Here is a 15902-nt window from a genome sequence, read left to right on the forward strand (position 1 = left end):
CCCTCTCGGCTCACTCGCCGCGGTACAGCTCGCGCTTGGTGATGTAGCGCACGACTCCGTCCGGCACCAGATACCAGATGGGGTCGCCCTTGGCGACTCGCGCACGGCAGTCCGTGGACGAGATGGCGAGGGCCGGGACCTCGACGAGCGAGACGATGCCCTCGGGGAGTCCGGGGTCGTCCAGGTGGTGTCCCGGACGGGTGACCCCGATGAAGTGCGCCAGCGAGAACAGCTCCTCCGTGTCCCGCCAGGTGAGGATCTGGGCGAGGGCGTCGGCGCCGGTGATGAAGAACAGGTCCGTGTCCGGGTTGAGCGCGCGCAGGTCGCGCAGGGTGTCCACGGTGTAGGTGGGCCCGCCGCGGTCGATGTCGATCCGGCTCACCGAGAACTGGGGGTTCTCGGCGGTCGCGATCACCGTCATCAGGTAGCGGTCCTCGGCCGGGGAGACCGTGCGGTGGCTCTTCTGCCACGGCTCGCCGGTCGGCACGAAGACCACCTCGTCGAGGTGGAACGCCGCGGCGACCTCGCTCGCGGCCACCAGGTGACCGTGGTGGATCGGGTCGAAGGTCCCGCCCATGACGCCGAGACGGCGCTTGCCGCCACCGCCCGCGCCGCGCGGCGTGTCGTTCACCGGACCGGTAGGCATGTCCTGCTCTCCCATGCGTGCAGACCCTACCGGCCCGGTCGGCGGAGCTTGACGGCCGAGTCGTCGCCCGGGGTCAGCGGTCCCGGTTGAAGCGCGTGGTCACCCACAGCAGCAGCAGCAGGACGACGAAGGCGCCGCCCCCGGTGAGCAGCGGGCTGAGGCTTTCGTGGTTGCCGCCGTGCTCCCCGCCCTCGGAGGCGAGGGTGACCAGCTGGGCGGCGGTGGTGTGGAGGCTCATCGTCGTCAGGACCTATCGCGTGTGGGCGGGATGAAGATGTCGGCCCATCGTAAGCGGGCGGCTCCGCGACGATCACCCCGACTCCTCCCCCGGGCAACCATCGGACGCGCTCAGTCGTCCTTCCGCCTGTACCCCCGGAGCAGGATCCAGGCGGTCAGCACACAGCCCACGAGCATCACGACGAGCAGGATCCGGAGCAGGTTCCCGCCGCCCGGCTCCTCGGCGGCGGCCATGAGCCAGGCGGACGCGGCGTGGTGCTGCATGACGTGGACCCCTTCGCTGTGCTGCCCGTCCACGGTAACTCCGCCTAGGCTGGGCCTCGCCTCGGGGGCACGGACCGGCCGCGGTCCCGGCACGCGCCCGGACCGCGCACACCGACGCACCTGGGGGCCCGATGTCCTACGACCACCCGCAGACCGGTTCCGAGCGCCTGCCCGGCAGGCGGCGCCGGCGTTTCCCGGAGATCTCCTCCCGCGCCTGGGAGCATCCGGCCGACCGCTCGGCCCTGGTCGCGCTGCGCCGCCTCAGCGGCTTCGACACCGTCTTCAAGGCGCTCAGCGGGCTGCTGCCCGAGCGGAGCCTGAGGCTGCTGTTCCTGTCCGACTCGGTGCGCGTCTCCGACCGGCAGTTCCCGCACCTGCACACCATGCTGCTGGACGCCTGCTACATCCTCGACCTGGAGAAGGTCCCGCCGATGTACGTCCAGCAGGATCCGCAGCCGAACGCGATGTGCGTCGGCATGGACGAGCCGATCATCGTGGTCACCACCGGCCTGGTCGAGCTGCTGGACGAGGAGGAGATGCGGGCGGTGATCGGCCACGAGGTCGGCCACGCCCTGTCCGGCCACGCCGTCTACCGCACGATCCTGCTGTTCCTGACCAACCTCGCCCTCCGGGTGGCGTGGATCCCGCTCGGCAATGTCGCGATCATGGCGATCGTGACCGCGCTGCGCGAGTGGTTCCGCAAGTCGGAGCTGTCGGCCGACCGCGCCGGCCTGCTGGTCGGGCAGGACCTGCGGGCCTCGCTGCGCGGCCTGATGAAGCTCGCGGGCGGCAACCACCTGCACGAGATGAACGTGGACGCGTTCCTGGAGCAGGCCGAGGAGTACGAGGCGGGCGGGGACGTGCGCGACTCGGTGCTGAAGATCCTCAACGTGCTGCCCCGCTCCCACCCCTTCGCCACGGTCCGCGCGGCCGAGCTGAACAAGTGGGCGGCCTCCCGCGACCACCAGCGGCTCATGGACGGCCACTACCCGAAGCGGGGCGAGGACGGGGAGACCAAGGTCTCCGAGTCGCTGCGCGAGTCCGCGGCGGCCTACGCCTCCCAGGTGCGCGACTCCAAGGACCCGCTGATGAAGCTGGTCGCGGACCTCGCCGGGGGCGCCGGGGACCTGGGCGACCGGGTGCGCCGCGGCTTCGGCGGCTTCACCGGCACGGCCCGCGGGGACCGGCCCGGGGACAAGGCGGGCGGGACGGGGAGGACGGACGGCCCGGACGGGGGGACGGGAGGCGCCGGGGAGAGCGGAGGGACCGGCGGGCCCGGGGAGACCGGGGAGGGCAGGGGGCCCGGGGAGAGCAAGGGCTAGCCGAGGGCCTCTAGACCTTCGGCTGGGCGCTGTCCGCCAGCGTCCCGCACAGCGCGGTGGCGCCCGCCGAGGCGTACGGGTCGGAGCCGGCCGGGCCGCCCGCCCGGGCGGACTCCCCGGCGAGCAGCGGGTGCAGCCGGGCGGCGGTGTCCTCGGCGCAGGACAGCGGCCCGGCCTGGAGCTGGGAGCCGACCACATGGGCCTGGTGCAGCCGCAGGTCCTCCCGGTCGAAGCGGAAGTGCAGCTCGCGGCGGACGGTGAACAGCGACGCCTCGGCGGCCCGGCCGGCCCCGGCCGGCCGCAGCGCGTACACGAAGGTGTGGTCCGCGGTGACCTCCAGGGTGGACGCGTCGGTCTCCTCCGCGTACAGGCTGCCCCGGACGCGGATCCCGGGGTCGGCGAGTTCGGCCGCGGCCGGGTCGAAGCGCACCAGCCAGCCGGTCGCGAAGTGCTGCCCGTCGGCCGTGGGCTGGTCGAAGCTGCGGTCGAACTGGTCGAGTTGGTCCGGGTCGAGGAGCACCCGCACGGGGCGGACCTGCCCCCCGGAGAGCACCTCGGGGTAGAGCGAGGAGCGGACGACGTAGTCCTTGGCGGTGCTGAGGGCCGCGAGCACCTGGCCGTCGGAGAAGTGCTCGGTGCGCCGGGCGGCGGGCAGCGGGATGCCCTCGGCGCCGATGCGGAACTGGGCGGCCGGACTCTCGGCGTACAGCCGTTCGAGGTCGTGGGTGCCGGGGACGCGCCCGCGCGGGGCGAGCGGGACGACGGTCATCCGCAGCGGCTCCGCGGTGGGCCGCCCGGTGACGGTCCCGCCCTGGGTGGGGTGCTGCACGCCCATGTAGACCGCTGTGCCGAAGGCGACGGCGATCAGCAGGACGAGGATCAGGGCCTGCCGGGAAAGGCCGCGCCGCACGGAGGTGCGGCGGCGGACGGCGGGCGCGTGGTCGGCGAGCCGCTCGCGCGCGGAGTACTCCTGGAGGCGGGCAGCACGGACGAACGACTCGTCGAACACGACGGATCGGTACTCGTCCTCCGCACCGTTGGGGAACCCGTCGGGCGTCCCCTCGGGTGGTTCTCCAGGCCCGCCCATGTCTTCAGGGTAGGTCTCGCGACGGCCCGGTAAACGCACCGTCGCCGGACAACTTCCGATGGCCGCTCACCAGGCCGAAAGCCATCTGTGCGCGGCTTGTCCCGGCCCCTCACGGGGCGGCCGGCGGCGGCCGTCAGGGAGTGCGCGGCACCGCCGGGACCGCCGGCCCGGAGTGGTCCGCGGGGGCCGGGGAACGCGCCGCGCCGCCCTGTTCCAGCCCGGTCGAGGCGGGCGGCGGCACCTGGTCCTGGCGGCCGGAGGCGGCGCCCCGGTAGACGGCGGCGAAGGCCAGGGCGACCATCCCGACGCCCATCACCAGGGCGAGCACCCAGGCGACCGGCCGGTGCCAGCGGCCGTGTCCGCCGTAGCCGCCGGACGGCGGGCCGTCGAGGATGTCGGGGTCGTCCAGGATGTCGCGGTCCGGGTCGTGGCCGAAAGCGCCCGGCCCGTCGCCGCCGTACCCGTCGTCGTAGCGCTCACCCCGGGCGTGCGCGCGGCGGGCCTCGCTCTCGGACGCCTCGGCTCTGGCCTGCGCCGCGGCAAGGAGGCGCTCCACGGCGGTCGGCTCGTGCACCACGGCCGCGCGTACGAAGTCCTCGTCGAAGACCACGGAGGCGAACTCTTCGTCCGACACCCCGCGGTCGTGGTCGTCGTCGGGCTCCCAGCCGTCACGGAACGGCGAACCCCCCACGTCCTCCGGCACGGATCCAGAGTAGACCTGGGGGGTCAATTTGGGCAGACGGTGGAGAAATTCCTCCGCCCCACCGGCGCGCGGAGGGTGGTGCGCGTCAGCGCCGCACGTGCCCGTCGCCGGTGACGATGTACTTGGTGCTGGTCAGCTCCGGCAGCCCCATCGGGCCGCGGGCGTGCAGCTTCTGCGTGGAGATGCCGATCTCGGCGCCGAAGCCGAACTGGCCGCCGTCGGTGAACCGGGTGGAGGCGTTCACGGCGACGGTGGTGGAGTCGACCAACTGGGTGAACCGGCGGGCGGCCTGCTGCGAGGTGGTGACGATGGCCTCGGTGTGGCCGGAGGTCCACAGCCGGATGTGCTCCACGGCCCGGTCCAGCGAGTCGACGACCGCCGCGGCGATGTCGTACGACAGGTACTCGGTCTCCCAGTCCTCCGGCGTGGCCTCGACGACCGTCGCCCGCGAGTCCTTGGCGTACGCCATCACCCGCTCGTCGGCGTGCACGGTCACCCCGGCGTCGGCGAGGGCGTCCAGGGCACGCGGCAGGAACTCGGCGGCGATGTCCTGGTGGACCAGCAGGGTCTCGGCGGCGTTGCACACGCCGACCCGCTGGGCCTTGGAGTTGACGAGGATCTCCACGGCCATGTCGAGGTCGGCCTGCGCGTCGACGTAGACGTGGCAGTTGCCGGTGCCGGTCTCGATCACCGGGACGGTGGACTCCTGCACGACCGTGTTGATCAGCGAGGCGCCGCCGCGCGGGATGAGCACGTCGACCAGGCCGCGGGCGCGCATCAGCTCGCGCACGCTGTCGCGGCTCTCGCCGGGCACGAGCTGGACGGCGTCGGCGGGCAGGCCCGCGCCGCCCACGGCGTCGCGCAGCACCCGGACCAGCGCGGTGTTCGACTGGTACGCGGAGGAGGAGCCCCGCAGCAGGACCGCGTTGCCGGACTTCAGGCAGAGGGCGGCCGCGTCGACCGTCACGTTGGGCCGGCCCTCGTAGATGATCCCGACGACGCCGAGCGGCACCCGGACCTGGCGCACGTCGATGCCGTTGGGCAGGGTGCCGCCGCGCACGACCTCCCCGACCGGGTCGGGCAGCGCGGCCACGTCGCGCACGTCGGAGGCGATGGCGCGGACGCGCTCCGGGGTGAGGGTGAGGCGGTCGATCATGCCCTCGCTGGTGCCGTTCTCGCGCGCCTTCGCCACGTCCTTGGCGTTGGCCTCGACGATCTCGCTCGCGCGGACCTCCAGCGCGTCCGCGATGGCGAGCAGCGCGTCGTCCTTCACGGACCGCGGCAGCGGCGCGAGGTCGGCGGCGGCGGCCTTGGCGCGGTAGGCGGCCCGGGTGACCGGGGACATCGAGTCGTACGGCGAGAGCGTGGTCATGAGGAAAGGTTAGTGCGCCGGGCGGGCCGGTCCGGCGTTCGTTCCACACCCCGAGACGCGCCGGGGACGTCCCGGGACGCGCCGCTGGGCCCGGCGGGACCGGCTTCAGAACGGGTGGACTCCGACCGGGCTCGCCGGGGGCGGTCCGTAGCCCTCGGAGAGCCGCTGGTGATAGGTGGCCCGGTCGATGACCTCCAGGCCGACGATCTCCCAGGGCGGCAGCCCGGCGGTCTGCCGGTGCTCGCCCCACAGGCGCAGCGCCACGGCCGCCGCGTCGTGCAGGTCGCGGGCCTCTTCCCAGTAGCGGATCTCGGCGTGGTCGCTGGCGTATCTGCTGGTCAGCAGGAAGGGGTGGTCGTGGGCGAGCTGCTCCAGGGCGCGCCGCAGCTCCGGCAGCGGGGCGGCCTCGCCGGAGACGCTGAGGGTGACGTGCCACAGCCGGGGCAGGTCCGCGGGCTCCTCGCCCGTGAAGCGGTCCCCGGCCGCGACGCTGGTCAGCGGGGCCCGGTCCGCGCCGGCCGCGCGGGGGCCGGCACCACCGCGGGACGGCGTCGCCCCAGGGCGTAGTCGTCGCACGACGGCCTCCTTCGCGCCTGCGGAACTGTGTCTTCGAGTGCCTTCGAGTGCCTTCGAGAGAAAGTTGAGCAGCCCGCGGGTGATCGTGTGGGGCTTTTGCGGAACGTCCACCGCCCGGGGCGGGCGATTCGCCGCAATCCGGGTGCCCACGCGGACGTGTTCACACGTCCCGACGGACGCCCTTACGGATGCAGCAGCACCAGGTCGTCCCTGTGTACGACCTCGCGTTCGTACCCCGGGCCCAGTTCGCGGGCCAGTTCCCGGGTCGACCGGCCGATCAGCCGGGGGATCTCCTTGGCGTCGAAGTTGACGAGCCCGCGCGCCACCGCCCGCCCGGCGCCGTCGCGCAGCTCTACCGGGTCGCCCGCGCTGAACTCGCCCTCCACGGCGGCGATCCCGGCCGGCAGCAGGGACGTACGGCGCTCCACCACGGCCCGCACCGCCCCGTCGTCCAGGGTGAGCGCGCCCTGCGGGGTGGAGGCGTGCTGCAGCCACAGCAGCCGGTCGGCGGAGCGCTTGCCGGTGGGGTGGAAGTACGTGCCGGTGTCCTGGCCGGTGAGGGCGTCGGCCGCGTGGACCGCGCTGGTCAGCACCACCGGGATGCCCGCGGCCGCGGCGATCCGGGCGGCCTCCACCTTGGTGACCATGCCGCCCGTGCCGACCCCGGCCTTGCCCGCGCTGCCGATCTCGACGTCCGCGAGGTCCTTCGGCCCGCGCACCTGGGCGATCCGCGAGGTGCCCGGCTTGCCGGGGTCGCCGTCGTAGACGCCGTCCACGTCGGAGAGCAGGACGAGGAGGTCGGCGTGGACGAGGTGGGCGACGAGGGCGGCGAGCCGGTCGTTGTCGCCGAAGCGGATCTCGTCGGTGGCGACCGTGTCGTTCTCGTTGACGACCGGGAACGCGCCCATCGCGAGCAACTTGTCGAGGGTGCGCGAGGCGTTGCGGTGGTGGGCGCGGCGGCTCATGTCGTCCGAGGTCAGCAGCACCTGGCCGACGCGGACGCCGTAGCGGGCGAAGGACGCGGTGTAGCGGGCCACCAGCAGGCCCTGGCCGACGCTGGCGGCGGCCTGCTGGCGGGCCAGGTCCCTGGGGCGGCGGCGCAGGCCGAGCGGGGCGAGACCGGCCGCGATGGCGCCCGAGGAGACCAGCACGATCTCCTTCTCTCCCCCGCTGCGCACCTTCGCCAGCACGTCGACCAGCGCGTCAACGCGGTCGGCGTCCAGTCCGCCCGAGGCCGTGGTCAGCGACGAGGAACCCACCTTGACGACGATCCTGCGGGCCTCGCGCACGGCCTGCCTTGCCCCTGCCACGTTGCTGCCTGTCCCCTCGCGTGCGTTCACTCGCGTCGATTCACTGCCCCACCAGGCAATCTACGGGAAGGCGGGGGCGTCGCGCGCCTCGGTTCCACGCTGCGGACGCCCCGCGGAGCCAGTGCGCCCAGGACTGCCACGGGGCGGGCGCGGGTCATCGGCCGACGCGGGGCACCGCTCCCGCACACGTCACCCGGCCGACGCGAGCCGCCGGAGCGGCGCGGGTCACCGGGCCGACGCGGGGCGCCGCGCCGGCGTGGTCCGGCGCGGGGCGCTCGCGGATGGGCTCGCAGGGGGCCCGTTCTGGTCGCCGTCACCGGGGACGGTGGTGCCGGCGGGAGCGGGTCAGAAGGGCTCGAAGTCGTCGAACTCCCGCTGCACGTCGTCCCGTTCGGCCTGCCGGTCACGGCGCCGCTGCGCCGCGGGCCGCTGCTCCTCCAGGCGGTGGTCCTCACCGCGCCGGCCCAGCATCTCGGCACCGGCCATGACCGACGGCTCCCAGTCGAAGACAACCGCGTTGTCCTCGGGGCCGATGGCCACTCCGTCGCCCGAGCGGGCGCCCGCCTTCATCAGCTGCTCCTCGACACCGAGGCGGTTGAGCCGGTCGGCGAGGTAGCCGACGGCCTCGTCGTTGTTGAAGTCGGTCTGCCGCACCCAGCGCTCCGGCTTCTCGCCGCGCACCCTGAACAGCGGCTCGCCGCCGACCTCCTCGCGGGTGACGGTGAAGCCCGTGTCGTCCACCGCCTTCGGGCGGATGACGATCCGGGTCGCCTCCTCCTTGGGCTTGGCGGCGCGCGCCTGGCCGACCAGGTCGGCGAGGGCGAACGACAGCTCCTTCAGGCCGAGGTGCGCCACCGCCGACACCTCGAAGACGCGGTAGCCGCGCGCCTCCAGGTCCGGCCGCACCATCTCGGCGAGGTCCTTGCCGTCCGGCACGTCGACCTTGTTGAGCACGACGATCCGCGGGCGGTTGTCGAGACCGCCGTACTGCCGCAGCTCCTCCTCGATGATGTCGAGGTCGGAGACCGGGTCGCGGTCCGACTCCAGGGTGGCGGTGTCCAGCACGTGCACCAGGACACTGCACCGCTCCACGTGCCGCAGGAACTCCAGGCCGAGGCCCTTGCCCTGGCTGGCGCCGGGGATCAGGCCGGGCACGTCGGCGATCGTGTAGACGGTCGAGCCCGCGGTGACGACGCCCAGGTTCGGCACCAGCGTGGTGAAGGGGTAGTCCGCGATCTTCGGCTTGGCGGCGGACAGCACGGAGATCAGCGAGGACTTGCCCGCGCTGGGGTAGCCGACCAGCGCCACGTCGGCGACGGTCTTCAGCTCCAGCACGATGTCCCGCACGTCACCCGGCTCGCCCAGCAGCGCGAACCCGGGCGCCTTGCGGCGGGCGGAGGCGAGGGCCGCGTTGCCGAGGCCGCCCCGGCCGCCCTGCGCGGCGACGTAGGAGGTGCCGTGGCCGACCAGGTCGGCGAGCACGTTGCCCGCCTTGTCCAGCACGACGGTGCCGTCCGGCACGGCCAGGACCAGGTCCTGGCCGTCCTTGCCGGAGCGGTTGCCGCCCTCGCCGGGCTTGCCGTTGGTGGCCTTGCGGTGCGGGGAGTGGTGGTATTCGAGCAGCGTGGTCACGGACTGGTCGACGGTGAGGATGACATCCCCGCCGCGCCCTCCGTTGCCGCCGTCCGGGCCGCCGAGCGGCTTGAACTTCTCCCGGTGGACGGAGGCACAGCCGTGACCTCCGTTACCCGCGGCGACGTGCAGTTCGACGCGGTCCACGAAGGTGGTCATGGTTCAGTGCCTCCAGAAAAGTGCTTTTTGCGTGCCGTTACGCGTATGTCTTCATGCCAACACGCGAAAGGCGGACCCGCTTCCCGCCCGGGAAGTGAGGTCCGCCTCGCGAAACGTTCGGTGCCGAATCAGGCGATTCAGGCGACCGGAACGATGTTCACGACCTTGCGGCCACGGTGGGTGCCGAACTGCACCGAACCGGCCTGCAGCGCGAACAGCGTGTCGTCGCCGCCGCGGCCGACACCGGCGCCCGGGTGGAAGTGGGTGCCGCGCTGGCGAACCAGGATCTCACCCGCGCTGACGACCTGACCGCCGAAGCGCTTCACGCCGAGCCGCTGGGCATTCGAGTCGCGACCGTTCCGAGTGGACGATGCGCCCTTCTTGTGTGCCATGTCTCCTCAGTCCCTTACTTCGCAGCCGTGGGGATCTCAGTGACCTTGATCGCCGTGTACTGCTGGCGGTGGCCCTGACGACGGCGGTAGCCGGTCTTGTTCTTGTAGCGCAGAATGTCGATCTTCTGCCCCTTGTGGTGGTCCACGACCTCGGCCTGGACCTTGATGCCGGCCAGCACCCACGGGTCGCTGGTCACAGCGTCGCCGTCGACAACGAGCAGGGTCGAGAGCTCGACCGTGTCGCCAACCTTGGCGGTGGAAATCTTGTCAACCTCAACGATGTCGCCGACAGCAACCTTGTGCTGGCGACCACCGCTGCGCACGATGGCGTACACGCGGATCTCTCTTTCGCTCGGAGAACGGCACCCCCGCAGGCCAGCCGCCCGGCGCACCTGCGCGCGAGCGGCCTCTCCCGGTCACTGCCCGTGCCCGGAAGGAAGAGGTTTACGGGGATGTGGCGTGATCGATGGACACGCCGACGGTCAAGGTTACGGGGCCGGGGTCGAGGGGTCAAACCGGGCCCCGTGGCTGCTCAGGCTCCCACCGGTCGCCGCGTCACACGCACGCCGTTTCCCCTGGCCGCCGGGTCCGCGGGCGCCGACGGGCAACCGGCGTGTGCGGGCACGGCGTACGGGCCACCGCCTGCCGGGCGCAGGCGGCGCCCGGGGCGGGGACGCCGGAGCGCGGGGCCCCGGACGGTCTCCGGTGCCCCGCGCTCCTGTCGGCCGGTCGGGCCTCGGCCCGTCAGTCCTCCGTCGTGGCGGAGACGGACGGCGCCGCCTGCTGCTCGGCCGCCGCCGTCTTCTTCGACGTGGCCTTCTTGGCGGCCGACTTCGTCGCCGCCTTCTTGGCCGTCGTCTTCTTGGCGGCGGTCTTCTTGGCCGTCGTCGTCTTCGCCGCGGCGGTCTTCTTGGCCGCGGCCGACTTGGTGGCGGCCTTCTTCGCCGTCGCCTTCTTGGCCGTCTTGCGGGCCGTCTTCTTCGCCGGAGCGGCCTCGGTCACCTCGGCGGAGCCGGTGTCCGCCGCGGCCTCCGCGGCGGCCTCCCGGGCCTGCGTCAGCGCCTGCTCGGCCTCCTGCGCGGCGCGCTCGGCGACCGACGGCTCGGCCGGAGCGGCCGGGACGACCACGACGGCCGCCTCCTCGGACGCCGTCGGCGCGGTGGCCTTGCGCACCGCCCGCCGGCGCGGACGGGCCGGCGCGGCGGACTCGGCGGGTGCCTCGGCCGGCGCCTCGGCGGCGGGCTCGGCGACGGCCGCGACCGCCGGTTCGGCCGGAACGGCCCCGGTGGCGGGCGCGGGCTCCGCAGCGGGCTCCGGGACGGTCACCACGGCCGCCTCCTCCGCGGCGGCCGCCCCGGCCGGGGCGGACACCCGGCGGGTGGCCCGACGGCGCGTACGGCCCTTGGGCGCGGCCTCCTCGACGGGCGCCTCGGGGACGGCCGGCGGCTCGGCGGCGGGCGCCTCCGCGGCGGGAGCCGCCTCGACGACCGGATCCTCGACGGCAACCGGCTCGGCGTGCGCCTCGGCGGCCGACTCCGGCTGCACCGGACGCGCGGACTCCTCCTCGACGGTCACGTCCTGGGCCGTGGGTGCCGCCGCGGTCCCCGCCTTCGGCGTGCCCGCCGGAGCGGACGCCCGGCGGCTCGCCCGGCGGCGGCCCCGGCGCGTCGCCGCGGCCTCGGCCTCGGCGACGCTGCTGTACAGCTCCTCGTCCGGTGCGAAGTCCGGCGCGGGCAGCGCGACCGGCGCGGCGGTCTCCGCCGCGACCTCGGCCACCGTCTCGGACTCGGCCTCCGCCTCCTGCTCCGCCGTCTCGACGGGCTCGGTGACGGCGGCCGCCTCGTGCTCGTGCGGCTGCTCGGCACCACCGGCGCGGGCGCGCTTCTTGCGCTTGCCACCGCCGCCGCCGCCGGCGGCGGACGGCTGCTCCATGTGGACGATGACACCGCGGCCGTTGCAGTGGACGCAGGTCTCGGAGAACGACTCCAGCAGGCCCTGACCGACCCGCTTGCGGGTCATCTGGACCAGGCCCAGCGAGGTCACCTCGGCGACCTGGTGCTTCGTACGGTCCCGGCCCAGGCACTCCAGCAGCCGGCGCAGCACCAGGTCCCGGTTGGACTCCAGCACCATGTCGATGAAGTCGATCACGATGATGCCGCCGAGGTCGCGCAGCCGCAGCTGACGCACGATCTCCTCGGCCGCCTCCAGGTTGTTCCTGGTGACCGTCTCCTCCAGGTTGCCGCCCTGGCCGGTGAACTTGCCGGTGTTGACGTCGATGACGACCATCGCCTCGGTCCGGTCGATCACCAGCGAACCGCCGCTGGGCAGCCAGACCTTGCGGTCCAGCGCCTTGGCGAGCTGCTCGTCGATCCGGTACGTGGCGAAGACGTCGACCTCGCTGGTCCACCGCTGGAGCCGCCCGGCGAGGTCCGGCGCCACGTGCGAGACGTACCCGTGGATGGTGGACCACGCGTCGTCGCCGCTGACGATGACCTTGGAGAAGTCCTCGTTGAAGATGTCGCGCACGACCCGGACGGTCATGTCCGGCTCGCCGTAGAGCAGCGTCGGGGCGTTGCCGCTCTTCGCCTTCTTCTGGATCTCCTCCCACTGCGCCTGGAGCCGCTCGACGTCCCGGCGCAGCTCGTCCTCGCTCGCGCCCTCGGCGGCGGTGCGCACGATGACGCCCGCGTCCTCGGGGACGATCTTCTTGAGGATGGTCTTCAGCCGGGCCCGCTCGGTGTCGGGCAGCTTGCGGCTGATGCCGGTCATGGAGCCCTCGGGCACGTACACGAGGTAGCGGCCGGGGAGGGAGACCTGGCTGGTGAGACGCGCGCCCTTGTGGCCGATCGGGTCCTTGGTGACCTGGACGAGCACCGACTGGCCGGACTTCAGGGCGGACTCGATGCGGCGCGGGCCGTTGGCCATGCCCAGCGCCTCGAAGTTGACCTCACCGGCGTACAGCACGGCGTTGCGGCCCTTGCCGATGTCGATGAAGGCGGCCTCCATCGACGGCAGCACGTTCTGCACCTTGCCGAGGTAGACGTTGCCGACGTACGAGGTCGACTGCTCCTTGTTGACGTAGTGCTCGACGAGCACGCCGTCCTCCAGGACGCCGATCTGCGTACGGTCGCCGTGCTGGCGCACGACCATCACGCGCTCGACGGCCTCCCGGCGGGCCAGGAACTCGGCCTCGGTGATGATCGGGACGCGGCGGCGGCCCTGCTCGCGGCCCTCGCGGCGGCGCTGCTTCTTCGCCTCCAGACGCGTCGAGCCCTTGATGGACTGCACCTCGTCGGACGGCTCGCGCTCGGCGGGCTTGCGCGGCTCGCGCACCTTGACGACCGTGCGCTCCGGGTCGCCCTCGCCGGGCTCGGTGTCCACGGCGACGTCCCCGGCGCGGCGGCGGCGACGGCGGCGACGACGGCTGCCCACGGTGGAACCGCCGGCCTCGTCGCGGCCGTGGTCGGACTCGGCGGACTCGCCCTCCGCGTCCTCGGCGTCCTCCTCCACCTGCTCGGCGGTGTCCTCGGCGTCCTGCGCGGCCTGTGCGGCGGCGACCTCGTCGGTCTCGCCCTCGCCGTACTCACCGGCCTCGCCGTCGGCGGACTCGCCCCGGCGGCGACGACGGCCACCGCGACGGCGGCGGCGACGCGAGCCGCCTTCCTCGGTCTCCTCGCCGTCGACGGAGTCCCCGGCGGTCTCGTCCTCGGTCTCGTCCTCCTCGGCGGGGGCCTCGACGGGGGCCTCGACGGGCTGCGTCTCGGTCTCCTCGGCCGCGGCGCCCCGGCGGCGGCGACGGCGCCGCGAGCCGGACTGCTCGGCGGTGAACTCCTCGACACCGATGATCTCGCCGGTCTCGGGCGTCTCCTCGGCCTCCTCCGCCGCGCCGGCGGCGGCCTCGGCGGCGGCCCGCTCCGGCGTCTGGAACCGCGGCTCGGTGAACACCGGCGGCTGGAAGACGGCCATGGCGGGACGCGCGGGGCGCTGCGGCGGCTCGGCGGCGGCGGGCTGCGCGGGCGCGGTGAACCCGGTGGCGGCCTTGCGCACGACGCGCCGGCGACGGCGCGGGGCGGCGGTGTCGTCCGGCTGCTCGGCGGCGGGCTCCTCGGCCCGGGGCGCCTGGGCCCGAGACCTCTTGGCGGCCTTCGGCTCGGCGGCGGGCGCGGCCTCGGCGGGCTGCTCCTCGGCGGCGGGCGCGGCCTCGGCGGGCTGCTCCGCCACGGCCTTCTCCTCGGCGGGCGCCTCGGTGGCGGCGGCCTCCGCGGGCGCCTCGGCGGGCGCGGACACCCGGCGGGTGGCACGCCGGCGGGTGCGCCGCGGCGCGGCCTCCTCGGCGGGCGCTTCCGCGGTCTCGGCGGGGGTCTCCACGGCGGCGGCCGCCGTCTCGGCGGCGGTCTCCGGCTCGGTGCTCACCGGCGGCGCGGGCTCGACGATCTCGACGGCCTCGGCGGCGGCCGGAGCACCGGCGGGCGCGGAGGCGCGGCGGGTGGCACGCCGGCGGGTGCGTGCGGCGGGAGCGGCGGGCTCCTCGGCCCGTGCGGGCTCGTCCGCCTTCTCGGCGGTCACGGCCTGTCCGTCGGCCTCCGCGGCGGCGCCGGCGGGCGTCACCACCGTCTCCGCGGCCTCGGCGGCCTCCGCGGGCGCCGACACGCGGCGGGTGGCACGGCGGCGGGTGCGCCGCGGCGCGGCCTCCTCCGCCTCGGCGGCGGCAGGCTCCGGCTCCGCCGCGGCGAGCGCCTCCGGCTCGGCCGGAGCGGCGGCCGCGGGCACCACGGTCTCGACGGGCTCCGCACCGGACGGGGACCCGGCGGGCGCGGACACCCGGCGGGTCGCCCGCCGGCGCGGGCGGGCGGGAGCGGCCGGGGCCGCCTCCTCGGCGGCGACGGGCTGCGAAGCCGCCCCGGCGGCTTCGGCGGCCGCCTCGGTGTCCTCGGTCTCCTCGGCGTCGGTGGACGCGAGGTCGGCCGGCTCGGCGGCCGGTATGGCCGGCGTGACGGTCTCCACCGGGGCGTCGGAGGACGCGGCGGGCGGGCCCGCCGGGCGGGACGCGGCACGGCGCCGGCGGCGCGGCGGCAGGGTGTCGCTGGGAGTGTTGTCGGGTTCGGAACCCTCGACGGGTTCGGTCGGTTCGAGCATGCGGGCGTTTCTCCCGTCAGGCTCCCGGGCGCCGCACCTGGTCCGGCGGTGTGCCGGTGACGTCCGCGGCTCGCGCGATGCGCGACTGCCGCCGTCCGGGGCGCGGGCGCCGCACGGGAGCTCTCTGTGTCCTGTCTCGCCGGTTCCGTACGCCGAATGCGCACGGCCTGGCGAAAGTCTTCTGGTCGGTGCGCTGCCCGACCCAGGTGGCTCCCGAGTACGAGGGCGGCGCTACGACGTCCGTCCCTACGCGGAACCTTCCGGCGTCGGCGCCGTCGCGGCGGCAGCCGGAGCGGCCTTCGAGAGGGCCTCCGCTGCCTCGCGGTCGGGCGCGAGCGGGTCGGTCACCGTGCCGGTCTCTTCATCGAACAGCCCCTGCGCCAGCCTGGTCACCGCTGCGGGGACCGGCGGCGCCAGGTCGGCCACGGCGCGGAGACCGGACAGGACGTCGTCGGGTCGTACGGCAGGCGTCACGTGCCGAACAACCAGCCGCAGTATCGCACAGGGCTGGTCGGTCGGCCTATCAGCCGGTGAACTGTGCGTTTCCGCACCGTCGAGGCTCTCCAGGCTCGCGACGGCCGGGCGCGCGTCGAAGGTGCGCATCCCGTTCTTGGTCAGACGCTGCACCTCGACCGCCTCGGCCGCGTTGAACGCCGCCACCGCGCGGGCCGCGTCGGCCGGCTCGACTCCGTCCAGCCGCAGCTCCCAGACGGAAGCCGTCAGCCGGTCGGCGAGACCGGACGTCCGTGCCTCGACCGCGTCGACGATGTCGAGCCCGGGGGGCAGCGACGCGTCGAGCAGTTCCCTCAGCCGCCGGGGGTCGCGCGGCTGGGTGAGCGCGATCTCCAGATACTCCGCCTCGCTGCCCGTGCCGGTGGGTGCGGCATTGGCGTACGACACCTTGGGGTGCGGCGTGAATCCGGCCGAGTACGCCATGGGTACGTCGGCGCGGCGCAGCGCACGCTCGAAGGCGCGCTGGAAGTCGCGGTGGCTGGTGAACCTCAGGCGGCCGCGCTTGGTGTAGCGCAGTCTGATGCGCTGCACCGCGGGTGCGGGCGGCGGGCCT

At 74.3% G+C, this 15902-nt stretch carries 14 protein-coding genes; 1 reads left to right on the top strand and 13 read right to left on the bottom strand.

The genetic code is table 11. The features are described 5' to 3' along the window. Positions 1-10: 10 nt before the first annotated feature. The 3 genes from nadD to SGLAU_RS35645 all read right to left on the bottom strand — a co-directional run bounded on the left by nadD (position 11) and on the right by SGLAU_RS35645 (position 1147). Complete coding sequence (gene nadD, locus SGLAU_RS11640; RefSeq protein WP_043500821.1) at positions 11-661, bottom strand: nicotinate-nucleotide adenylyltransferase; 651 nt, start codon at positions 659-661, stop codon at positions 11-13. A 58-nt stretch (positions 662-719) separates the two neighbouring features. Next, a complete protein-coding gene (locus tag SGLAU_RS35640) occupies positions 720-884 on the bottom strand; it encodes a hypothetical protein (protein WP_043500823.1) in 165 nt (54 codons plus the stop codon). 110 nt (positions 885-994) lie between these two features. Next, the gene (locus SGLAU_RS35645; protein WP_043506519.1) at positions 995-1147 is read right to left on the bottom strand and encodes a hypothetical protein; all 153 of its coding nucleotides are present in this window, start codon (positions 1145-1147) and stop codon (positions 995-997) included. A 131-nt stretch (positions 1148-1278) separates the two neighbouring features. Here SGLAU_RS35645 and SGLAU_RS11655 point away from each other — a divergent pair, with 131 nt between their 5' ends. Further along, positions 1279-2469, top strand: a complete 1191-nt coding sequence (locus SGLAU_RS11655) for a M48 family metallopeptidase (RefSeq protein ID WP_043500825.1) — start codon at positions 1279-1281, stop codon at positions 2467-2469. A gap of 10 nt (positions 2470-2479) precedes the next feature. On the opposite strand, the gene SGLAU_RS11660 is transcribed toward SGLAU_RS11655, so the two are convergent. The 10 genes from SGLAU_RS11660 to SGLAU_RS11705 all read right to left on the bottom strand — a co-directional run bounded on the left by SGLAU_RS11660 (position 2480) and on the right by SGLAU_RS11705 (position 15880). Next, positions 2480-3556, bottom strand: a complete 1077-nt coding sequence (locus SGLAU_RS11660; RefSeq protein ID WP_043500827.1) for a hypothetical protein — start codon at positions 3554-3556, stop codon at positions 2480-2482. 133 nt (positions 3557-3689) lie between these two features. Beyond that, a complete protein-coding gene (locus SGLAU_RS11665) occupies positions 3690-4286 on the bottom strand; it encodes a hypothetical protein (protein ID WP_063838869.1) in 597 nt (198 codons plus the stop codon). A gap of 58 nt (positions 4287-4344) precedes the next feature. Further along, on the bottom strand, positions 4345-5631 hold the full coding sequence (locus SGLAU_RS11670) for a glutamate-5-semialdehyde dehydrogenase (protein WP_043500830.1): 1287 nt from the start codon (positions 5629-5631) through the stop codon (positions 4345-4347). A 105-nt stretch (positions 5632-5736) separates the two neighbouring features. After that, positions 5737-6207 (bottom strand): hypothetical protein, encoded by a 471-nt coding sequence (locus SGLAU_RS11675; RefSeq protein ID WP_043500832.1) that lies wholly within the window; start codon positions 6205-6207, stop codon positions 5737-5739. Positions 6208-6389: 182 nt separating this feature from the next. Next, positions 6390-7496, bottom strand: a complete 1107-nt coding sequence (proB, locus tag SGLAU_RS11680) for a glutamate 5-kinase (protein WP_043500833.1) — start codon at positions 7494-7496, stop codon at positions 6390-6392. Positions 7497-7862: 366 nt separating this feature from the next. Then, positions 7863-9308, bottom strand: coding sequence for a GTPase ObgE (gene obgE / locus SGLAU_RS11685; protein ID WP_043500834.1), 1446 nt, complete (start codon positions 9306-9308; stop codon positions 7863-7865). Between the two features lie 137 nt (positions 9309-9445). Beyond that, positions 9446-9700, bottom strand: a complete 255-nt coding sequence (gene rpmA, locus SGLAU_RS11690; RefSeq protein WP_014672692.1) for a 50S ribosomal protein L27 — start codon at positions 9698-9700, stop codon at positions 9446-9448. Between the two features lie 14 nt (positions 9701-9714). Beyond that, positions 9715-10035 carry a 50S ribosomal protein L21 gene (gene rplU / locus SGLAU_RS11695; protein WP_003990208.1) on the bottom strand — a complete coding sequence of 107 codons (321 nt, stop codon included), beginning with the start codon at positions 10033-10035 and terminating at the stop codon, positions 9715-9717. A gap of 409 nt (positions 10036-10444) precedes the next feature. Further along, positions 10445-14836 (bottom strand): Rne/Rng family ribonuclease, encoded by a 4392-nt coding sequence (locus tag SGLAU_RS11700; RefSeq protein ID WP_043500835.1) that lies wholly within the window; start codon positions 14834-14836, stop codon positions 10445-10447. Positions 14837-15082: 246 nt separating this feature from the next. After that, positions 15083-15880 carry a TIGR03936 family radical SAM-associated protein gene (locus SGLAU_RS11705; RefSeq protein WP_043500836.1) on the bottom strand — a complete coding sequence of 266 codons (798 nt, stop codon included), beginning with the start codon at positions 15878-15880 and terminating at the stop codon, positions 15083-15085. Positions 15881-15902: the final 22 nt, after the last annotated feature.

The organism is Streptomyces glaucescens, assembly GCF_000761215.1.
In the GTDB taxonomy this organism is placed as follows: Bacteria; Actinomycetota; Actinomycetes; order Streptomycetales; family Streptomycetaceae; genus Streptomyces; species Streptomyces glaucescens_B.

What these genes read in the sequence shown, in the direction of transcription:
- nadD (WP_043500821.1), bottom strand. Translation starts at nt 661, where the DNA reads ATGGGAGAGCAGGACATGCCTACCGGTCCGGTGAACGACACGCCGCGC.
- SGLAU_RS35640 (WP_043500823.1), bottom strand. Translation starts at nt 884, where the DNA reads ATGAGCCTCCACACCACCGCCGCCCAGCTGGTCACCCTCGCCTCCGAG.
- SGLAU_RS35645 (WP_043506519.1), bottom strand. Translation starts at nt 1,147, where the DNA reads ATGCAGCACCACGCCGCGTCCGCCTGGCTCATGGCCGCCGCCGAGGAG.
- SGLAU_RS11655 (WP_043500825.1), top strand. Translation starts at nt 1,279, where the DNA reads ATGTCCTACGACCACCCGCAGACCGGTTCCGAGCGCCTGCCCGGCAGG.
- SGLAU_RS11660 (WP_043500827.1), bottom strand. Translation starts at nt 3,556, where the DNA reads ATGGGCGGGCCTGGAGAACCACCCGAGGGGACGCCCGACGGGTTCCCC.
- SGLAU_RS11670 (WP_043500830.1), bottom strand. Translation starts at nt 5,631, where the DNA reads ATGACCACGCTCTCGCCGTACGACTCGATGTCCCCGGTCACCCGGGCC.
- obgE (WP_043500834.1), bottom strand. Translation starts at nt 9,308, where the DNA reads ATGACCACCTTCGTGGACCGCGTCGAACTGCACGTCGCCGCGGGTAAC.
- rpmA (WP_014672692.1), bottom strand. Translation starts at nt 9,700, where the DNA reads ATGGCACACAAGAAGGGCGCATCGTCCACTCGGAACGGTCGCGACTCG.
- SGLAU_RS11700 (WP_043500835.1), bottom strand. Translation starts at nt 14,836, where the DNA reads ATGCTCGAACCGACCGAACCCGTCGAGGGTTCCGAACCCGACAACACT.